The sequence below is a fragment of the Duganella caerulea genome, assembly GCF_040362985.1.
GTDB lineage: Bacteria > Pseudomonadota > Gammaproteobacteria > Burkholderiales > Burkholderiaceae_D > Rugamonas > Rugamonas vulcania.
This window is the reverse complement of the sequence record NZ_BPWJ01000007.1, coordinates 153,856-170,869: the sequence shown is the minus strand read 5'-3', so window position 1 is coordinate 170,869 and position 17,014 is coordinate 153,856. Positions and strand designations below refer to the sequence as shown.

The 17,014-nt window shown below is 66.1% G+C and carries 17 protein-coding genes and 1 tRNA gene; 11 read left to right on the top strand and 7 right to left on the bottom strand.

Features of this window, described 5'->3' with window-relative positions:
- Nucleotides 1-316: 316 nt before the first annotated feature.
- Nucleotides 317-393 (bottom strand) — tRNA-Pro (locus ACUJB0_RS21455).
- Between the two features lie 124 nt (nucleotides 394-517).
- Between ACUJB0_RS21455 and ACUJB0_RS21450 the strand changes: the two genes are divergently transcribed.
- The gene (locus ACUJB0_RS21450; RefSeq protein WP_444846990.1) at nucleotides 518-1,156 is read left to right on the top strand and encodes a hypothetical protein; all 639 of its coding nucleotides are present in this window, start codon (nucleotides 518-520) and stop codon (nucleotides 1,154-1,156) included.
- Here the strand turns inward: ACUJB0_RS21450 and rsmI are convergent, their stop codons facing one another.
- Entirely contained in the window at nucleotides 1,157-2,065 is a 909-nt protein-coding gene (rsmI, locus tag ACUJB0_RS21445) for a 16S rRNA (cytidine(1402)-2'-O)-methyltransferase (RefSeq protein WP_161082987.1), read from the bottom strand. It lies immediately after the preceding gene.
- A gap of 12 nt (nucleotides 2,066-2,077) precedes the next feature.
- Between rsmI and ACUJB0_RS21440 the strand changes: the two genes are divergently transcribed.
- From ACUJB0_RS21440 to cynS, 6 genes are all read left to right on the top strand, one after another.
- Nucleotides 2,078-3,493, top strand: a complete 1,416-nt coding sequence (locus tag ACUJB0_RS21440; protein WP_444846989.1) for a penicillin-binding protein activator — start codon at nucleotides 2,078-2,080, stop codon at nucleotides 3,491-3,493.
- A gap of 7 nt (nucleotides 3,494-3,500) precedes the next feature.
- Nucleotides 3,501-3,851, top strand: a complete 351-nt coding sequence (locus ACUJB0_RS21435) for a YraN family protein (RefSeq protein WP_444846988.1) — start codon at nucleotides 3,501-3,503, stop codon at nucleotides 3,849-3,851.
- Nucleotides 3,852-3,908: 57 nt separating this feature from the next.
- On the top strand, nucleotides 3,909-4,505 hold the full coding sequence (locus ACUJB0_RS21430; RefSeq protein WP_117012266.1) for a phosphoheptose isomerase: 597 nt from the start codon (nucleotides 3,909-3,911) through the stop codon (nucleotides 4,503-4,505).
- Complete coding sequence (locus tag ACUJB0_RS21425) at nucleotides 4,498-5,148, top strand: BON domain-containing protein (protein ID WP_444846987.1); 651 nt, start codon at nucleotides 4,498-4,500, stop codon at nucleotides 5,146-5,148. The genes ACUJB0_RS21430 and ACUJB0_RS21425 overlap by 8 nt, the downstream gene beginning before the upstream one ends.
- A gap of 50 nt (nucleotides 5,149-5,198) precedes the next feature.
- Complete coding sequence (locus ACUJB0_RS21420) at nucleotides 5,199-5,717, top strand: peroxiredoxin family protein (RefSeq protein WP_444846986.1); 519 nt, start codon at nucleotides 5,199-5,201, stop codon at nucleotides 5,715-5,717.
- A gap of 75 nt (nucleotides 5,718-5,792) precedes the next feature.
- Nucleotides 5,793-6,236 carry a cyanase gene (cynS, locus tag ACUJB0_RS21415; protein ID WP_444846985.1) on the top strand — a complete coding sequence of 148 codons (444 nt, stop codon included), beginning with the start codon at nucleotides 5,793-5,795 and terminating at the stop codon, nucleotides 6,234-6,236.
- Between the two features lie 96 nt (nucleotides 6,237-6,332).
- Here the strand turns inward: cynS and ACUJB0_RS21410 are convergent, their stop codons facing one another.
- The 4 genes from ACUJB0_RS21410 to ACUJB0_RS21395 all read right to left on the bottom strand — a co-directional run bounded on the left by ACUJB0_RS21410 (nucleotide 6,333) and on the right by ACUJB0_RS21395 (nucleotide 9,453).
- Entirely contained in the window at nucleotides 6,333-7,601 is a 1,269-nt protein-coding gene (locus ACUJB0_RS21410; RefSeq protein ID WP_444847143.1) for a DUF3034 family protein, read from the bottom strand.
- A gap of 82 nt (nucleotides 7,602-7,683) precedes the next feature.
- Nucleotides 7,684-8,106, bottom strand: coding sequence for a PaaI family thioesterase (locus ACUJB0_RS21405; protein WP_444846984.1), 423 nt, complete (start codon nucleotides 8,104-8,106; stop codon nucleotides 7,684-7,686).
- Between the two features lie 58 nt (nucleotides 8,107-8,164).
- A complete protein-coding gene (locus tag ACUJB0_RS21400) occupies nucleotides 8,165-8,869 on the bottom strand; it encodes an anti-sigma factor (protein WP_444846983.1) in 705 nt (234 codons plus the stop codon).
- Nucleotides 8,866-9,453 (bottom strand): sigma-70 family RNA polymerase sigma factor, encoded by a 588-nt coding sequence (locus ACUJB0_RS21395; protein WP_444846982.1) that lies wholly within the window; start codon nucleotides 9,451-9,453, stop codon nucleotides 8,866-8,868. The genes ACUJB0_RS21400 and ACUJB0_RS21395 overlap by 4 nt, the downstream gene beginning before the upstream one ends.
- A gap of 160 nt (nucleotides 9,454-9,613) precedes the next feature.
- Here ACUJB0_RS21395 and ACUJB0_RS21390 point away from each other — a divergent pair, with 160 nt between their 5' ends.
- From ACUJB0_RS21390 to ACUJB0_RS21375, 4 genes are read left to right on the top strand one after another with little or no spacing between them, the layout of a single operon-like run.
- Entirely contained in the window at nucleotides 9,614-11,140 is a 1,527-nt protein-coding gene (locus ACUJB0_RS21390; RefSeq protein ID WP_444846981.1) for a DUF4331 domain-containing protein, read from the top strand.
- Complete coding sequence (locus ACUJB0_RS21385; protein WP_444846980.1) at nucleotides 11,137-11,376, top strand: hypothetical protein; 240 nt, start codon at nucleotides 11,137-11,139, stop codon at nucleotides 11,374-11,376. The genes ACUJB0_RS21390 and ACUJB0_RS21385 overlap by 4 nt, the downstream gene beginning before the upstream one ends.
- Before the next feature lie 58 nt (nucleotides 11,377-11,434).
- A complete protein-coding gene (locus ACUJB0_RS21380) occupies nucleotides 11,435-12,607 on the top strand; it encodes a tetratricopeptide repeat protein (protein WP_444846979.1) in 1,173 nt (390 codons plus the stop codon).
- Nucleotides 12,604-13,725 (top strand): HupE/UreJ family protein, encoded by a 1,122-nt coding sequence (locus ACUJB0_RS21375; protein ID WP_444846978.1) that lies wholly within the window; start codon nucleotides 12,604-12,606, stop codon nucleotides 13,723-13,725. Before ACUJB0_RS21380 ends, ACUJB0_RS21375 begins: the two co-directional genes overlap by 4 nt.
- 58 nt (nucleotides 13,726-13,783) lie before the next feature.
- Here ACUJB0_RS21375 and ACUJB0_RS21370 read toward each other — a convergent pair whose 3' ends face one another.
- Entirely contained in the window at nucleotides 13,784-16,999 is a 3,216-nt protein-coding gene (locus tag ACUJB0_RS21370; protein ID WP_444846977.1) for a TonB-dependent receptor, read from the bottom strand.
- Nucleotides 17,000-17,014: the final 15 nt, after the last annotated feature.

The following is a 17,014-nucleotide window of genomic DNA, read 5'->3' as shown; positions in this document are numbered from 1 at the left end:
CGTGCTCTTATTAGGAATGAATGAATGTGCGAAGGCCTGCCTGTTTCGGCATATAGCTCTGGTTTTGGATAGCAGGCGCTCGCGCGATGCGGCGAGCTAGCAGGCGATGGGGCGGCTGAACTTAGTCGAATGCATGGTCTCTCCGTAATTTTCTTATGCGCGTTTTGCCCGCGCTCATTTCATATTACGTAAGAGCTTGCTTGCCAACCAATTGCGTATTCAATCGAATCTATGATCAATTCGTATAGCTCGATGAACCGTGGAGGATAAAAAAAAGACCCAAGAGCCGAAACTCTTGAGTCTTTTTTTCTGAAACTGGTCGGAGTACAAGGATTCGAACCTTGGACCCCCTGGTCCCAAACCAGGTGCGCTACCGGGCTGCGCCACACTCCGAAGAAGCAAGATAATACAAGCTGGTTCAGTATCCGTCAAGTGCCGCTATGAAATCAGTATGGACCATGGCGAAATTTTTTCAATGTGAGATTATGTCGGGTGTGGATAAATTATCTAAAAAGCCATGAGCGCGACCCTGACCTCATTCCAGCCCGCCCCGATGCGGCGGCCGGGGATTGTTGCGGGCATCGCCGTTTCGCTGGTGCTGCATGCGGCGCTGATCTTCGGCTACCGGTTGGCGGCGCCCACCGCGCCCGAGCAGCCGCAGCCAGCCAAGGCAATGACCGTGTGGCTGAGGCCGGCCGAGCCGCCCAAGCCCATCGTCGCCAAGGTGGAGCCGCCGCCGAAGCCGGAGCCGGTCCAGCCGCGCAAGCGCGAACGGCCGCAGGTGGCCGAGCGCGCCAGAGCGCCGGCCAAGGCGGAGGTGGAGGCGCCCGCACCGGTCACGGCGCAGGCGATCACGCTGCCGGCGCCGGCCAGCACCGCGCCCGATCCGCTGCACCCGGAATTGCAACCGAAAAAATTCGACATGAACGCGGCGCTGAAAACCGCCCGCAAGGAAGCCAACGCCAAGGATCCGGCCCGTGCCGGCCTGCCGGTGGCGCAGCTGGACGACCACCCGCTTTATCCCGAAGAACGCGAAACCAAGCTGGGGCGCAACATCCAGGGCGCCACCCGGCCCGACTGCCGGAAGGGCGGCGGCGGCCTGCTGGCGCCGCTCATCTGGATGCTGGACAAGAAGGACAGCGGCTGCAAGTTCTGATCAGTCGCCGCCCTTGAGCTGCAGCGCGCGGTCATACAGCGCGTTCTTCTTGCGGCCGGTGATCTGCGCCGCCAGATTGGCGGCCTGCTTGACCGAGCACTCGGTCAGCAAAATCTTCAGGATGCGCTCGGCCTCCACGTCCTGCTCGTCCTCGGCCGCCGGCGCGCCGGCCAGCAGCACGACGAACTCGCCTTTCTCGCGGTGCGGGTCGGCCTTGATCCAGGCCTCCGCCTCGGACAGAGGACAGCGGTGGATTTCCTCGAACATCTTGGTCAGCTCGCGCGCGAACACCACCTGGCGCTCCGGCTCGAACACCGCCGCCAGCGCCGTGGCGCAATCGAGGATGCGATGCGGCGCTTCATAAAACACCATTGTGGCCGTCACCGCGCGCAGCGTGGCGAGGAAGTTCTCGCGCTGCTTGGCCTTGGCCGGCAAAAAGCCGACAAAGTAAAACTGATCATTCACCAGCCCGCTGGCCGACAAGGCCGTCACCGCCGCCGACGCGCCCGGCAGCGGCAGCACGCGCAAGCCGGCGGCCCGCACCGCGTCCACAATGCGCGCGCCCGGGTCGGACACGGCCGGCGTGCCCGCGTCCGACACCAGCGCGATGCGCTCGCCGGCCTGCAGACGGGCGATCAAGGTTTCCGCCACTTCGCGCTCGTTGTGCTGGTGGGCCGCGATCAGCGGCTTGTGCAGGCCGAAGCGGGTCATCAGCTGGGCGGTGTTGCGGGTGTCCTCGCAGGCCACGGCATTGACCAGGCTCAAAACGTGCAACGCCCGCAGGCTGATATCCGTCACATTGCCGATCGGGGTCGCCACGACGTACAAGGTTGCGCTAGGATAGGTCTGGTGCGCCGTTTCGCCCATCACGGGCAGGGTGGCGATGGAGCTGGATTCTTGTGCGGTCATTGTGGGGGTAGGATGAATAGTGTGAAGTTGTCGCTGCTGTGTGCGGCCGCGGCGCTGGTGAGCGCCTGCAGCACGCCGTTCTGCGATGCGCCCGGAGGATTGTGCGCGCCCGGCTCGTCAAATACAAGTGTCGCGCCCGCCGCGCTGCCGCCGCCGGCTCCCGCGCCGCTGCCCAAACCGCCGCCCGAGCCGACCCCGCCGCCCGCCGAAACCTTCGCCGTCACGCTGCCGGGCATGGCCCCCACCGCGCCGCCGCGTGCCGGCGCCGGCCTGACCGTCACCCCCGACCAAGGGCCGGTACGCATGGCCGAGGCTCCCGCAGCGGGGTCTTCCGCGCCGATCCGCATGGCGCTGCTGCTGCCGCTGCGCTCCGAGACGCTGGGCCTGGCCGCCTCGTCGGTGCGGGCCGGCTTCCTGGCGGCGTGGGAGCGCGACCGCGACAACATCACCGTGGACGTGATCGAAACCGGCGACGTGGCGCAGGACGTGCTGGCCAGCTACGCCCGCGCCCAGCAGCAGGACGACATCATCGTCGGCCCGCTGGCGCGCTCGGCCGTGGCGGCCATCGCGGCCAGTCCGCTGGTGCAAAAACCGACCGTCGCGCTGAACTACCCGGACGGCCACGGCATGCCGGGCGCCGCGCCGCTGCCGCCGCAGATGCTGGCCATGGGCCTGTCGATCGAGGAGGAAGCGCGCCAGGCCGCCCAGTGGGCCGCCGCCGACCAGCCCGGCAGCACTGCCCTGATTTTAAGCACCAGCACGCCCTGGCAGCGGCGCGTGGCGGCCGCCTTCGCCGCGCAATGGGAGCGCCATGGCCTGCCTTCCAAAACGATCGAGCTGGGCGCGCCGGACGGCTACCTCAGCGATCCGGAACTGGTGCAGCTGCGCGCCCGCCTGCGCGACGATCCGCCCGGCCTGCTGTTCTCGGCCATGAGCGCCGACCAGACCCGCCAGCTGCGCGGCGCCCTCAGCGACGGCGTCAGCACCGAGCCGACCAATCCCATCTTCAGCACCGCCGACGCGCTGCCGCCGCCGCCCGTGTCCGCGCCGGGGCCGTCGCTGCGCGGCCTGCCGATCTACGGCACCTCGGCGCTGAACCCCGGCAGCGGCAGCAACAGCCCGACCCAGGAGCTGGACGGCGTGCACCTGCTGGACCTGCCTTGGCAGCTGCAGCGCGACCATCCGGCGGTGATGGTCTACCCGCATCCGCTGCAATCGAACAGCGCCGACATCGAGCGCCTGTACGCGTTGGGCATCGACGCCTACCGCGTGGCGCGCGAGATCGGCCGCCATCCGGTGGGGCGCTTCCAGCTGGACGGCGTGACCGGCCGGCTGAACGTGGACTTCGGCGAGGGCGCGGCCAGCTTCGAGCGCACCGAGCAGCCGGCCGTGTACCAGAACGGCGTGGCGCGGCCGGTCACGCCGTGAGGCCGCCATGCCGCAGACCGAACAGCAGCGCCTGGGCCGGCTCGGCGAAGACCGGGCGCTGGCCCACCTGAGCGCGGCCGGGCTGGTGCTGGTCGAGCGCAATTTCCTGTGCAAGGCCGGCGAGATCGACCTGATCATGCAGCACGGCGCCCACCTGGTGTTTGTCGAGGTGCGGCGGCGGGCCGGCAGCCGCTACGGCGGGGCGGCCGCCAGCGTCACGCCGGCCAAGCAGCGGCGGCTGATCAACGCGGCCCAGTTCTACCTGCTGCGCTACCGGCATCTGCCGCCGTGCCGCTTCGACCTGGTCGCCATCGATGGCGAAAAGTTGTCATGGATGCAAAATACGCTGCAAATGTAAGCATTTTTAACAGCGCTTGTCCGGCTCGTTGTGCGGCTGCACTATAATCAGCACACTATGAATAATCAACGCATACTCTCGCACTTCCACGAAAGTGCCGAACTCAAAATCCAGTCCGCCACCGTCCTCGCTCCGCACATCGCGCAAGCGATCGAGCTGATGTTCTCGGCGTTGTCCAACGGCAATAAGATTCTGGTGTGCGGCAACGGCGGTTCGGCCGCCGACGCCCAGCACTTCGCGGCCGAGCTGGTGGGGCGCTTCGAGCGCGAACGCTTCCCGCTGCCGGCCATGGCGCTGACCACCGACACGTCGATCCTGACGGCGGTGGCCAACGACTACAGCTACCGCGAGATCTTCTCCAAGCAGGTGCAGGCGTTCGGCCAGGCCGGCGACATCCTGCTGGCGTTCTCGACCTCGGGCAACTCGGCCAACGTGATGGCCGCGATCGAGGCCGCGCTGGAGCGCGAAATGCGCGTGGTGGCGATGACCGGCAAGGGCGGCGGCGCCATCGGCAAGATGCTGACCGACGCCGACGTCCACATCTGCGTGCCGGCCGACCGCACCGCCCGCATCCAGGAAGTGCATCTGGTGACCATACATTGCATTTGCGACGGCATCGACGTCGCGCTATTCGGAGGAGATGTGAATGACTAATCCCGGCGTAATCTGGAAAAAAGTACAGCGGCCACTGGCCATGAGCGTGCTGTGTGGCGCCATGCTGGCCTCGCTGTCGGGCTGTGTCGCGCTGGTCGCGGGCGGCGCCATTTCCGGGACGCTGGCCGCAACCGACCGCCGCACCCTGGGTGCGCAGACGGAAGACCGGGCGATCGAAGTCAAGGGCGGCATCAAGCTCAACAACGTCGTCGGCGATGCGGGTCACATCAACATCAACAGTTTCAACCGCCGGGCGCTGCTGACCGGCGAGGTGCGCGACGAGGCCATGAAGGCCGCCGCCGAGCGCGAGCTGCGCGGCATCGAGGGCGTGCTGTCGGTGATCAACGAGCTGGAGATCGCCGGCCCGTCGAGCTACACCTCGCGCTCGAACGACGCGCTGATCACCACCAAGGTCAAGGCCAGCCTGGTCGACAAGAAGGACATCTCGGCCAACTCCTACCAGGTGGTGACCGAGCGCGGCGTGGTCTACCTGCAGGGCCGAGTGACCCAGCGCGAAGGCCAGATCGGCGCCGACGTGGCGCGCGGCGTGAGCGGCGTGTACAAGGTGGTCAAGGTGTTCGAGTACATCACCGAAGACGAGTGGAAGAGCCTGCAGCCTGCCAAGCCGGCCGACAACTCGTAATCCGGATGGGGTCTATAATGGCCCCATCGCCTTTTTAGTCCGAGCCCATCATGCAACAGACGAAATCTTCCCCCGGCTGGATCAAGCCGGTGCTGGCCGCCGTGGTCATCGCCGCGGCCGGCTTTGGCGGCTACCTGTCGCTGAACAAGCACCAGGCCGCGCCCGAGGTCACCTTCCTGAGCATCAAGGGCGACAAGATCTCGCCGGAGAGCCTGCGCGGCAAGGTGGTGATGGTCAATTTCTGGGCCACCTCGTGCACCACCTGCGTGGGCGAGATGCCGAAGATGGTCGATACCTACAACAAGTTCAAGGGGCAGGGGCTGGAGTTCGTGGCCGTGGCGATGAGCTACGACCCGCCCAACTACGTGCTGAACTACGCCGAGACGCGCCAGCTGCCATTCAAGGTCGCGCTCGACACCGACGGCTCGGCCGCCAAGGCCTACGGCAACGTCGCCATGACGCCGACCACCTTTGTCATCGGCAAGGATGGCAAGATCCTCAAGCGCTACCTGGGCGAGCCGGACTTCCCGGCGCTGCACAAGCTGCTGGAAGAATCGTTGCGCGGCTAAACGCCGGGAACGCCGCGCCGCCTGGCACGGCGCTTGCATCGCATAGGGCTCTCCTCAACCACTGGAAAGCCCATCATGGATCGCAACCAAGTCACGCAAAAAATCCTGTCCGTCAAAGTCGCCAAGCAGCTGCGCTGGGCTGATCTTGCCGCCGAATTCGGTCGCAGCAAGGAGTGGACCACCGCCGCGCTGCTGGGCCAAATGACCTTCAACCGCGCCCAAGCCGACAAGGCGCAGGCGCTGTTCGGCCTGACCGATGAAGAAGCGGCATGGCTGCAGATCGTGCCATACAAGGGCTCGCTACCGACCGCGGTGCCGACCGACCCGCTGATCTACCGCTGGTACGAGATCGTCAACGTCTACGGCACCACCATCAAGGAACTGATCCACGAGGAATTCGGCGACGGCATCATGAGCGCGATCGACTTCTCGATGGACATCCAGCGCGAAGCCGATCCCAAGGGTGACCGCGTGCAAGTGGTCCTCAGCGGCAAATTCCTGCCCTACAAATCCTACTAACCCGTTTGGGGTCAAGTCTGACATTCGGACACGAGCTCTGCCGTAGACGCGCGTCTACGGCAGAGCTCGTGTCCGAATGTCAGACTTGACCCCAATTTAGAAGCCGGCCTGGAGCGACAGGTACAGGCCGTGCTGGCGCTTCGGATTGAAGATGGTGATGTCGCCCAGGTCGGCATACGCGGCCGTTAGCGAGAAGTTTTTGCTCGGGAACCAGGCCACGAACACGTCGTAGTACGCCTTCTCATTGTCGACACCCAGGTTGTGCGGCTTGCGGCGGTATTCGGCGCCCAGCGCCAGCTTGCGGTTGACCAGGTAGGCGGCCGAGATTTCCGGCATCAGCCGCAGGCTGTCGCCCTTGTCGCCGCCGAAGCCCAACAGGCCCATCTGATTGGCGCGGGTCGCGCGCAGCGTGCCGTTCAACAGCAGGCTCTGCTCGAACAGGATCTTGGTGGCTGCCACGTAGTAGTCGTAGCCGTGGTCATCCTTGGCGCCCAGTTGCTTCACATTGCTCACGCCCAGCGCGCCCAGGCCGCCCACGCCCTGGTTGCGCTTGTAGAGCATGCCGATGGACACCTGCGGCATCGGGCTGTCCTGCCCGTACACCGCGTCGCCCGCCACCCTCACTTTCACTCCGACGATGTCCTGCCGGATGTCGAGCAGGTTCAGCGGCGCCAGGCTGCCCTGGAAGCGCTGTTTGGCCAGGGTCAGCTCCAGCCGGTCGGCGATGCCCACCGCCACGCCGTAGCTGTCGAGCTTGTAGTCCTGGGTGGCGAGGCGGGTGTAATGCGCGTTGGCGCCCCAGCTGTCGCGCGTGCCGTAGCCGCTGATCAGCGCCCAGGGCGTGATGCCGCCGCCGCCCGCGCCCTCGACCTGGCTGACGCCGCCGGTGGCGAGGAACTTGCCCATGTCCGGCCGCCCCTGCGCGGCCCGCTCGGTGACGATGTCGCGCCGCATCGGCGCCAGCTTGGCGATCAGCTTGTTGGCCACGCGATTGGGCACCTGGTTGCGTTCCATCGCGATCTGCAAATCCTCGGTCAGCGCGTTGAACATGGCATCGGTGATCTTCAAGTCCTGATGCACGGTGGCCATGTCGCGCACGGTGCCGACGCCATCCATGGTCCGGTCGCGGTGCTGGCCGGTGTAGCGGCACGGGCCGCCGGCGAATTCGCAGAACTGCTCCCGCAGCCGCGCGTTCAACTGGGCCATGTCGAAGTCGTCGAAGGTTTCCTTGATGCGCGGATCGGCCAGCACCAGCGGGATGAAGGTGTCGACGATGCGCTTGATGCCGTCCTTGCCGCCGAGGCCAACGTAGGTGGCGTCGTCGGTATAGGGCGTTTGCGCGGCGGCCAGCGGCGCAGCCACCATCAGGCCAAGCATGGCCGTCCTGCAGAATTTGATCATCTCGGTTTTCCCCGTGCGGGATCGGTGCCAGCCACGAATTTAGCAGTTATTTCGGGTACAAAACCATCTGCGTGCAGCGGAACAACGCTATCGTTTTACCAGTGGCCTGGTCGCTGACGACGGCGTCCCAGACCTGCGTGGTGCGGCCCAGGTGCACCACCTTGGCGGTCGCCTCGACCACGCCCTCGCGCGCCGTGCCCAGGTGGTTGGATTTCAATTCGATGGTGGTGAAGCTGTGCGCGCCTTCGGGCAGGTGCGAGAAGCAGGCGTAGCCGCAGGCGGTGTCGGCCAGCGTCACCACGCTGCCCGCGTGCAGGAAGCCGTTCGGCGCCAAGTGCTGCGGCGTGACGGCGAACTCGGCTACGATCTCGCCTTCGCGCACGCCGGTGATGACGATGCCCAGGTGATCGGGCAGCGTTCCCTTGCCGAAGCTGTTGAAATATTCCGGATTGAACTTGCTGGCGTCCATGACAGCCTTTCGCGAATGGGGCCGAGGCCCGACACCCGCGATGATAGCAACTTTCCCCCTACATCACCCGGACCCAGCGTCCCTTGTACAGGATCGGTCCGGTCGGCCCGTTGGGATTCGGCGAGCCGCCCTTCGGTTCCAGCGTGACCGCCAGCAGCGCCACATCGTCGCCGATGGCCTTGCTGGTCATCGCCAGCCGGACCTCGCCGCGCTCGCTCAGCAAGCCCAGCGAACGCGGATTGCCCGACTTCGGCACCGCCCACAGTTCCAGCGATTTGTCGCCCGGCACCGCGGCCGCGCCCACCGCCCGCACCGTCATCGCCTGGTGGCGCAGGTCGCCGGTCAGCACCAGCGCGGTCTGCGCCTGCTCGTCGGTCAGCGTGGCCACGTAGTCGAGCTGCGGCGCCTGCAGCGTGCGCACGCCGATCGCCACCACCAGCAGGGCGGCGACGGCGGTCGACGCCACGCCCAGCGTGCGCCAGAACGTTACCGACTCGCTGCGCCAGAACTGCCACGCCGGATGCGCGCGCCGCAGGTTCAGGCGGCGCTCGATGCCTTGCCACACCTGCTTGCGCGGCTGCTGCGCGCTGGAGAACTCGGCCAGCGGCACCAGCCGGTCCTGCCATTCGGCGACGATGCGGCGCAGCGCCGCGTCGTTGTGCAGATGGCCTTCGAAGCGGCGGCGGGCGCCACCCTTGAGCGTGCCAAGCACGTATTCGGCCGCCAGCTTTTCGCGCAGCGAGGCGTTGTCGCGGAGGTTCATGCGCGCTCTCCCTTGGCCAGGCACGTCTTCAGCTTGTCGAGGCTGCGGCGTATCCAGGTCTTGACGGTGCCGATCGGCAGCGCCATCTGCTGCGCCACCTCGCTGTGCGACAGGTCATGGAAAAAGGCCAGGCCCAGCACCTGCCGGTGCAGCCCCTCCAGCGCCGACATGCAATAGGCCAGCGCCTTGGCGTCGCGGCTCATTTCCAGCGCCTCGATGGGCGTGGCCCCGGGATCGTGCAGTGCATTGATCACCTCGCTATCAAACTGTTCGCCGTCGATTTCGGTGGTCACATCGCTGCGGCGTAGCAGATCGAAAGCCTTGTTGCGGACGATGGTCGTCATCCAGGTCATGGGTGCGGCCAGTTGGCTTTGATAGGTGCCGGCGTTGTTCCAGATCGCGACGAAGCTTTCCTGCAGCACCTCCTCGGCCAGTTCGCGCTTGATCAATATACGCAGCGCAAAGCCAAACAGTTTCGCCGATGTGGCGTCGTAGAGCGCACGGAATGCGGCGGCGTCGCGGTTGGCCGCACCTTGCAGCCACAGGCGCAGCTGCCGGGGATCGAGAGTGGTCGCGTCGGACAATGCGGGCCTTCGGGAGGTTGGAGGAATAATTTGCAAGCGTGACGAAAGTACCATATCGCCCCCGCGCGCGGCCAGACATTTATTTTGAATCCGATCCGCCTCCGGCGCCGTATATCAACACGCAGTATCTGGCAGATCAACCAATTGGGGAGAAAACGAAATGCAAACTATCGTCAAGCACGCGATGCGCGCGGCCGTCATCGGCGCCGTGGCCAGCGCATTCGCACCGGCGGCCGTGGCGTCCAGCCACCGCGAGGCGCCGTTCGTCACGCAAAGTCCCAAAGTCGACGGCACCGACTTCTACATGTTCCGCAGCTACGAGCCCGGCCGCGCCGGCTTCGTCACCCTGATCGCCAACTACGTCCCGCTGCAGGACGCCTACGGCGGCCCGAACTACTTCGCCATGGACCCGAACGCGCTGTACGAGATCCACATCGACAACAACGGCGACGCCAAGGAAGACCTGACCTTCCAGTTCCGCTTCAACAACGCCAACAAGGACACCAAGCTCAACGTCGGCGGCAAGCAGGTGTCGATACCGCTGGTGATCAACGGCGGCGCCATCGCCGGCCCGAACGCGGCCGGCGCCAACGTGCGCGAGACCTACACCGTCAGCGTGGTGCGCGGCGACCGCCGCACCGGCGCCAGGGCCTCGGTCAGCAACGCGGCCGACGGCACCGCCACCTTCGACAAGCCGCTCGACAACATCGGCAACAAGTCGATACCGAACTACGCGGCCTACGCGGCGGCCCACGTCTACAACGTCAACATCCCCGGCTGCGGCACGCCGGCGCGCATGTTTGTCGGCCAGCGCAAGGATCCGTTCGTGGTCAACCTCGGCGAAACCTTCGACCTGGTGAACATCAAGGCCCCGGCCACCGAGTTCAACGCCAACGCCGAGAAGGCCGCCAGGGACGACCTGGCCGACAAGAACGTCACCTCGATTGAACTGGAGGTCGCCGCCTCCTGCCTGACCGCGTCCGGCGGCAGCGATCCCGTGATCGGCGGCTGGACCACGGCCAGCGTGCGCCAGGCGCGCCTGCTGAACCCGACGCCGAATACCGGTGCGCCATCGAAGGAGGGCGGCGCCTGGACCCAGGTATCGCGCCTGGGCATGCCGCTGGTGAACGAAGTCGTCATCGGCCTGAAGGACAAGGACACCTTCAACAGCAGCAAGCCTTCCGGCGACGCGCAGTTCGCCACCTACGTCACCAATCCAACGCTGCCGGCGCTGATCGAAATCCTGTACGGCAGCGCCGGCGCCAAGGCGCCGACCAACTTCCCGCGCAACGACCTGGTGGCGGCCTTCCTCACCGGCGTCAAGGGATTGAACCAGCCGGCCACCGTGACCGCCTCCGAGATGCTGCGCCTGAACACCTCGACGCCGGCCGTGGCCATGGGCGCGCAGAACCGTCTGGGCGTGATCGGCGGCGACAATGCCGGCTTCCCCAACGGCCGCCGTCCCGGCGACGACGTGGTCGACATCGCGCTGCGCGTGGTGATGGGCAAACTGTGCACCTTGAACCTGGGCTGCGCACCGGCCGACGCACCGGCCGGGGGCCTGCACTTCACCGACGGCGCCTACCTGGACGACAGCTACTTCACCGCCGCCTTCCCGTACCTGAAGACGCCAATTCCGGGCTCGCCGCAAAGCTCGGGCGTGACCGCCGGCCGGAGCCAGCCATGAAGTACCTCGGCCTGATGGCGCTGCTGGTGCTCAGCGCATGCGGCGGAAGCACCCACTATGACGACCCCACACCGGCCACGCCGCCCACATCGCCGCCGGTGGTGATGCTCGACGCGTTCTACACGGCGGTACTGGCCATCGTAGGCGATGGCAGCGAGACCACCACCGAGCCGATGGCGACCGACAGCATCGTTGCCACCGCGCCGGAGGACTCGGAGCCGGTCGCGTACAAGTAAGCCTTGCAGCATAAGGGCGCAGGCAATTGCCTTCGCCCTTTTTCCGTTTGAGGTCGATATGAAAAAGCTGATTTACGCCGTGCTGCTGGCGGCGGCGGGCGCCGCCCACGCGGCGCCTTACCTTCCAGCCAGCGGCCAGCAGGTGATCGAGACGCTGCCGCGCCGTGGCGATCCGGTGCAGCAGGAGTTGCGGCGCATGCGCAGCGAACTGGGTGCGCGTCCCAACGACGTGGCGCTGGCCACCGCGCTGGCCACGCGCTACATCGGCCTGGCGCGCAGCGAAACCGATCCGCGCTACCTCGGCTACGCGCAGGCTGCGCTGGCGCCGTGGTGGCGGCTGCCGTCGCCACCGCCGCAGGTGCGCCTGCTGCGCGCCACGCTGCTGCAAAGCACCCATCAGTTCAAGCCGGCGATGGACGATCTGAAAGCCGTGCTGGCGGCCGACCCGGCCAACGCGCAGGCGTGGCTGACGCAGGCCACCGTGCAAACCGTGCAGGGCGATTACGCCGGCGCCACCGCCAGCTGCGCGCGCCTGTCCGCGATGTCGGTGGAACTGATCACCATCACCTGCATCGCCAACGTCGGCGCGGCGACCGGGCGCTCGCTGAAAAGCGAACAGCTGCTGGAGCTGACGCTGGAACGCAGCGGCAATGCGCCGGCCGAACTGCAGGTATGGGCCTTGACGCTGCTGGCGGAGATGGCGCAACGGCGCGGCGCGGCGGCCATCGCCGAGGCGCACTACAAGCGCGCGCTGGCACTGGGCCCGCGCGACAGCTATCTGCTGGGCGCCTATGCCGATTGCCTGCTGGAGCAGCGCCGCGCAGACGTGGTGCTGGCGCTGCTGAAGAACCAGACCCGCATCGACGCGCTGCTGCTGCGCCGCGCGCTGGCCTTGCAGCAGCAGGGCAACGCGGCCGAAGCGTTGGCCGCCGACGTGAAGGAACTGGCGGCCCGCTTCGACGCCGCCGCCCAACGCGGCGACACCGTGCACCAGCGCGAACAGGCCCGCTTTGAACTGATGCTGCGCCACGATCCCGCCACCGCGCTGACGCTGGCGCGCAAGAACTGGGCGGTGCAAAAGGAAGCGGCCGATATCCGTATCTATCTGGAAGCGGCCGTGCAGGCGCGCGACGCCAGCGCCGCCAAACCGGTACTGGACTGGGTCGCGCAGCACCGCACCGAGGACGTGGTTGCGGCGCGCCTGGTCCGACAACTGCAAGCGGGGACATGATGAAACGCCTGCTACTGTTTTTTGCGCTGCTATGCGGCGTCGCGCTGCCGGCCCATGCGCACAAGCCCAGCGACAGCTATCTGTCGCTGGCGGTGCAGGGCGAGCGCATCACCGGCCAGTGGGATATCGCGCTGCGCGACCTGGATTTCGCCATCGGCCTTGACCAGGATGGCGACGGCAAACTGACGTGGGACGAGATTCGCGCGCGGCACGCGGCGATCGCGGCATACGCGCTGGAGCGCCTGAGCATCGCTACCGAAAAGGGGGCGTGCACCATCGACGCCGGCCAGCAGCTGATCGACGACCATACCGACGGCGCCTACAGCGTGTTGCGTTTCCACGCCAGCTGTCCCGGCCCCGTGGCGGCGCTGACCATCGACTACCGCCTGTTCGCCGATCTCGATCCCCAGCACAAAGGCTTGCTGCGGCTGACGCGCGACGGCCTCACGTCGACCGCGATTTTCGATCCGGCGCATGCGCGCCAGGCCTTGTCGCTGACATCGCCGGACCGCTGGCGGCAGTTCGGCGCCTACGTCAAGGATGGCGTGTGGCATATCTGGACCGGCTACGACCATCTGCTGTTCCTGCTGTCGCTGTTGCTGCCGGCGGTGATGCCGGGCGCGCGCGGCACGCCGTCGGCCAGCATGCGCGCGTCCTTCATCGACGTGCTGAAAGTGGTGACGGCCTTCACGCTGGCGCATTCGCTGACGCTGACGCTGGCCAGCCTGTCGTTGATATCGCTGCCATCGCGCTGGGTGGAATCGGCGATCGCCGCGTCGGTGCTGCTGGCGGCGCTCAACAACATCTATCCGCTGTTCCGCGGCCGGCGGCCGCTGGCGGCGTTCGGATTCGGGCTGATCCACGGCTTCGGCTTCGCCAGCGTGCTGGTCGACTTGGGGCTACCGCAAGGCGCGTTGCTGGCCAGTTTATTCGGCTTCAACCTGGGTGTGGAAATCGGCCAGCTATGCATCGTGGCAACCTTCCTTCCGCTGGCGTTCGCGCTGCGCGACAGCTGGTTCTATCGACGCCTGTTGACCGGCGGCTCGATGGCGATCGCGCTGGTGGCGATGGTGTGGCTGGCCGAGCGCGCGTTCGACTTGAAACTGACCGGCGCCTGAAAACGGTTCGCGAGCGGAAGGCTGCAGCCCCCGCTCGCGATGATGACGACGCTGCGTGTTAGAAGTGGTAACCCATCGCCACCTTGAAGCTGCGGCCCGGATCGAACCACGAACGCCCCGTGTTGCCGATGAACTGCTGGTTGGTCTGCTTGGTCACCGTCTGGGTCAGGTTGCTGACGCTGGCGCTGGCCCACAGCTTGTCGGTGAAGTTGTAGTTGAGACTGGCGTCCCACTGTCCCACAGCCTCTTGCCAGACCGGCAGTCCCCAACCCACGTCCGTCGGCGCGACCCCGTTGACGAGGCGGGCCGGATCGGCGCTGACGGCGTCGCCGCCGCCGGCGCCGAACGCATTGGTCGCCAACAAGGTGCGCGAGCGCCAGCTATACGCCAGCCGTGCCGAAACCGGCCCGCGGTCGTACATCAGGCCCAGGTTGAAGGCATGCTTGGACAGGTTGACCACCGGCAGGTCCTTGAAGGGCAGGCCGTTGGTGTCGCAACCGTAGAGATTGGTCAGACTGTCGCTGCTGCCGCTCTTGGGGCAATAAGGCGACGTGTACGGGTGGTACAGGTCCTGCTTGCCGTCCAGGTAGGTCCAGTTCGCGGAGATGCCGAAGCCCTTCGCCCAGTCGGGTATCCCGGCCAGTCCCGGAATTTTATCCAGGTAGGTCTGGCCGGCGATTTCAATCCCGCCCTCCCACAGCTTGGCCGCGTTGGCCGGCCCGGTGATGACAAACTCCTGCGGATTACCGGCCAGGTCCTTGATGCTCCTGGTGTAGGTATCGGTCATGATGATGTCCTTGATCTTCTTGTAGAACACCACCGCCGTGAGCGACTGGCCGCTCTGCGGATACCATTCCAGCGACAGATCGAAGTTGTTCGATTTCAGCGGCTTCAGGTTCGCATTGCCCGAGTTGGTGCCGACGTAGCTGACCGATTTGATCGTGCTGACGCCGTTGACGGTGGCGTTGTCCACCTTCTGCTGCAGGCTGACGTACTCCTGCACCTGATCGAAGCCAGGGCGGGAAATGCCCTGCGACAGCGCAAGCCTGGACTGCAGCTTGTCAGTCAGGCTCACCTTCAGGTTCAGGCTGGGGATCACGTCGACGTGGCTGCCCTTGACATCGAGCGGCTCGTTGAACACCCCGAACCGCGGCAAGGCGGGATTGGTGGTCTCGGAATACTGCGGATTGAAGACAGTGTAGCCGTGGGACTGCGCGCTCGACCGGACCACCCGCGCGCCCACATTGCCCTCCACCGGATACTTCAGGTCGTCGAAGCCGAAGCGCAGCGTGCCATACATGGCCTGGGTGTTTTCGCTGGCCGTCGACAGCGCGCCCTGCAACGGGTTTTGCGGGTTGATGTCCGCTGGGTTGTCCGAGAAGATCATCGGCCGCCAGTCGGCGCCCTGCGTCGAACAATCGTTGTTGGTGTTCTTGAGGCGATTGCCGTCTTCGCATTGCAGGCGCTTGACCGCCACCAGCGCCAGGTCCTGGGCCGGATAGTTGCGCACCGCGGCCATCGTCGGCACCACGATGGTTGGCGGCGAGCCCACCCTGCCGTTGAAGAAGTTGGGGAAGGCGTATTGCTGGACGGGGGCGAGCGCCGCATATCGCGGATCGCTCAGGTAGCCGAAGTTGCCGCGGGACTGCCAGGAATTGCCGATCTCGGCGGCCGTCGGTGGCCGGCCCGCTCCAGGGCTCTGGAACACCGACCACGGCTCGGACAGGGAATACCAGCCGCTGCCAACGCCGATCGCATGCGACGACGAGCGCTTGGTCAGCCGCACGCCAAAGCGCAGGTCGCGCAGCACGTTGCTGTCGAAGACGAACTTGGCGTCGCCCTTCCACGCATACATGTCGCCCTTGGACTTGTTCAGGTAAGGCTGGAGGTTGTTGAAGAAGTAGTTGCCGGGATCGGCCAGGGCGGCGCGCGCGGCCGCGTCGAAGCTGACCGTGGGCCGTGGCGTGGTGAGGTCGAAGCTCATGCTGGGCACGAACGTCCCCATGTTGATCATGTTGCCGTCCCCGCCATTGGTGGCGTGCACCCACTGCAGATCGCTCTGGAAGGTCCAGCGCTCATCCATCCGCCATTTCGCGTTCCAGGAGATGTCGCGCGTGCGTCCATGCGCATTGTCATAGGAGCTGCTCGTGCCCGCGGACAAACCGCCGGCCGCGAACTGGTTGCGGCCCAGGCCGCCCGGATAGCTCAACGTGCCTTTTTGCAGCACGCCGTGGGCGTCGTACTGGGCGTTGGTGAGCGTGAGGTCATACGGCGTCAAGCCGGAATTGCCATCCGACGCGGTGCTGAAGAAGCTGCCGTTGACGCTCTCCGAACGGAAGCCCGAATCGAAGTAAGTCAGCGACGACTCCTTGTCGTTCTTCTTCCATTGCAGCGCGGCGTAGACACCCGCGCGTTCAGACTTGCCCTCGCCGGTGCCCCAGGAGGTGCCGTTCGGCACCCACACCGTCTGGCCGGGGACCGGCTTGCTCAGCGGGTAGTAGGCGCCGAGGCTGTAGGAGTCGGAGCGGAACGCGGACTTGCCGTAGGAGACATCGATCAGCGCGCCGATCTCGCCCATGTCGGTGGACCAGCGGTTGGAGTACAGGCCGGAGAAGGACGGCGTGTTCTTCTTGCCGAACGGGGTGTAGCTGTCCGAGACGGAGAAGGCGCCGCTCTGCCCTTTGGAGTCGAACGGCAGGCGCGTGCGCAGGTTGACCTGGCCGCTGATGCCGCCTTCGATCAGTTCGGACGACGGGTTCTTGTAGACGTCGACGCCGGCCATCAGTTCCGGCGGGATGTCGCCCCAGCTCAGCTCGCGCCCCGGGAAGCCGGCCGAGAAGCCTTCGCGCCCGTTCAGCGTGGACGAGCCCCACGACAGGCCGCGGATCTGCACGCCCGAGCCTTCGACGTTGTAGGACAGCGGATTGCTGGCCGCGTTGGTGCGGGTGCGCGAGGTGTTGCGGTCCATGGTCACGCCCACCACACGCTGCAGCACCTCGGTGATCGACTTGTCCGGCAGCTTGCCGGCCTCGTCGGCCACGACCGAGTCGACGATCTGTTCGGCCTCTTGCTTGATGCGTTGCGAGGTCTCCAGCTGCTTGCGCTGGCCGGTCACCACCACCACTTTTTCCGCCGGCACGTCCTGGGCATCCGCCGGGGAACCGGCCTGCGCCAGCGCGCCGCCGCTGTACATCAGCGCCAGCTGCGCCGCCGCGATCGCCAGCGCGGTCATCTTCAGGGGTTTCCGGCTACCCAGTGTCTCAATCTTCTTCATTCTATTTGTCCTCTT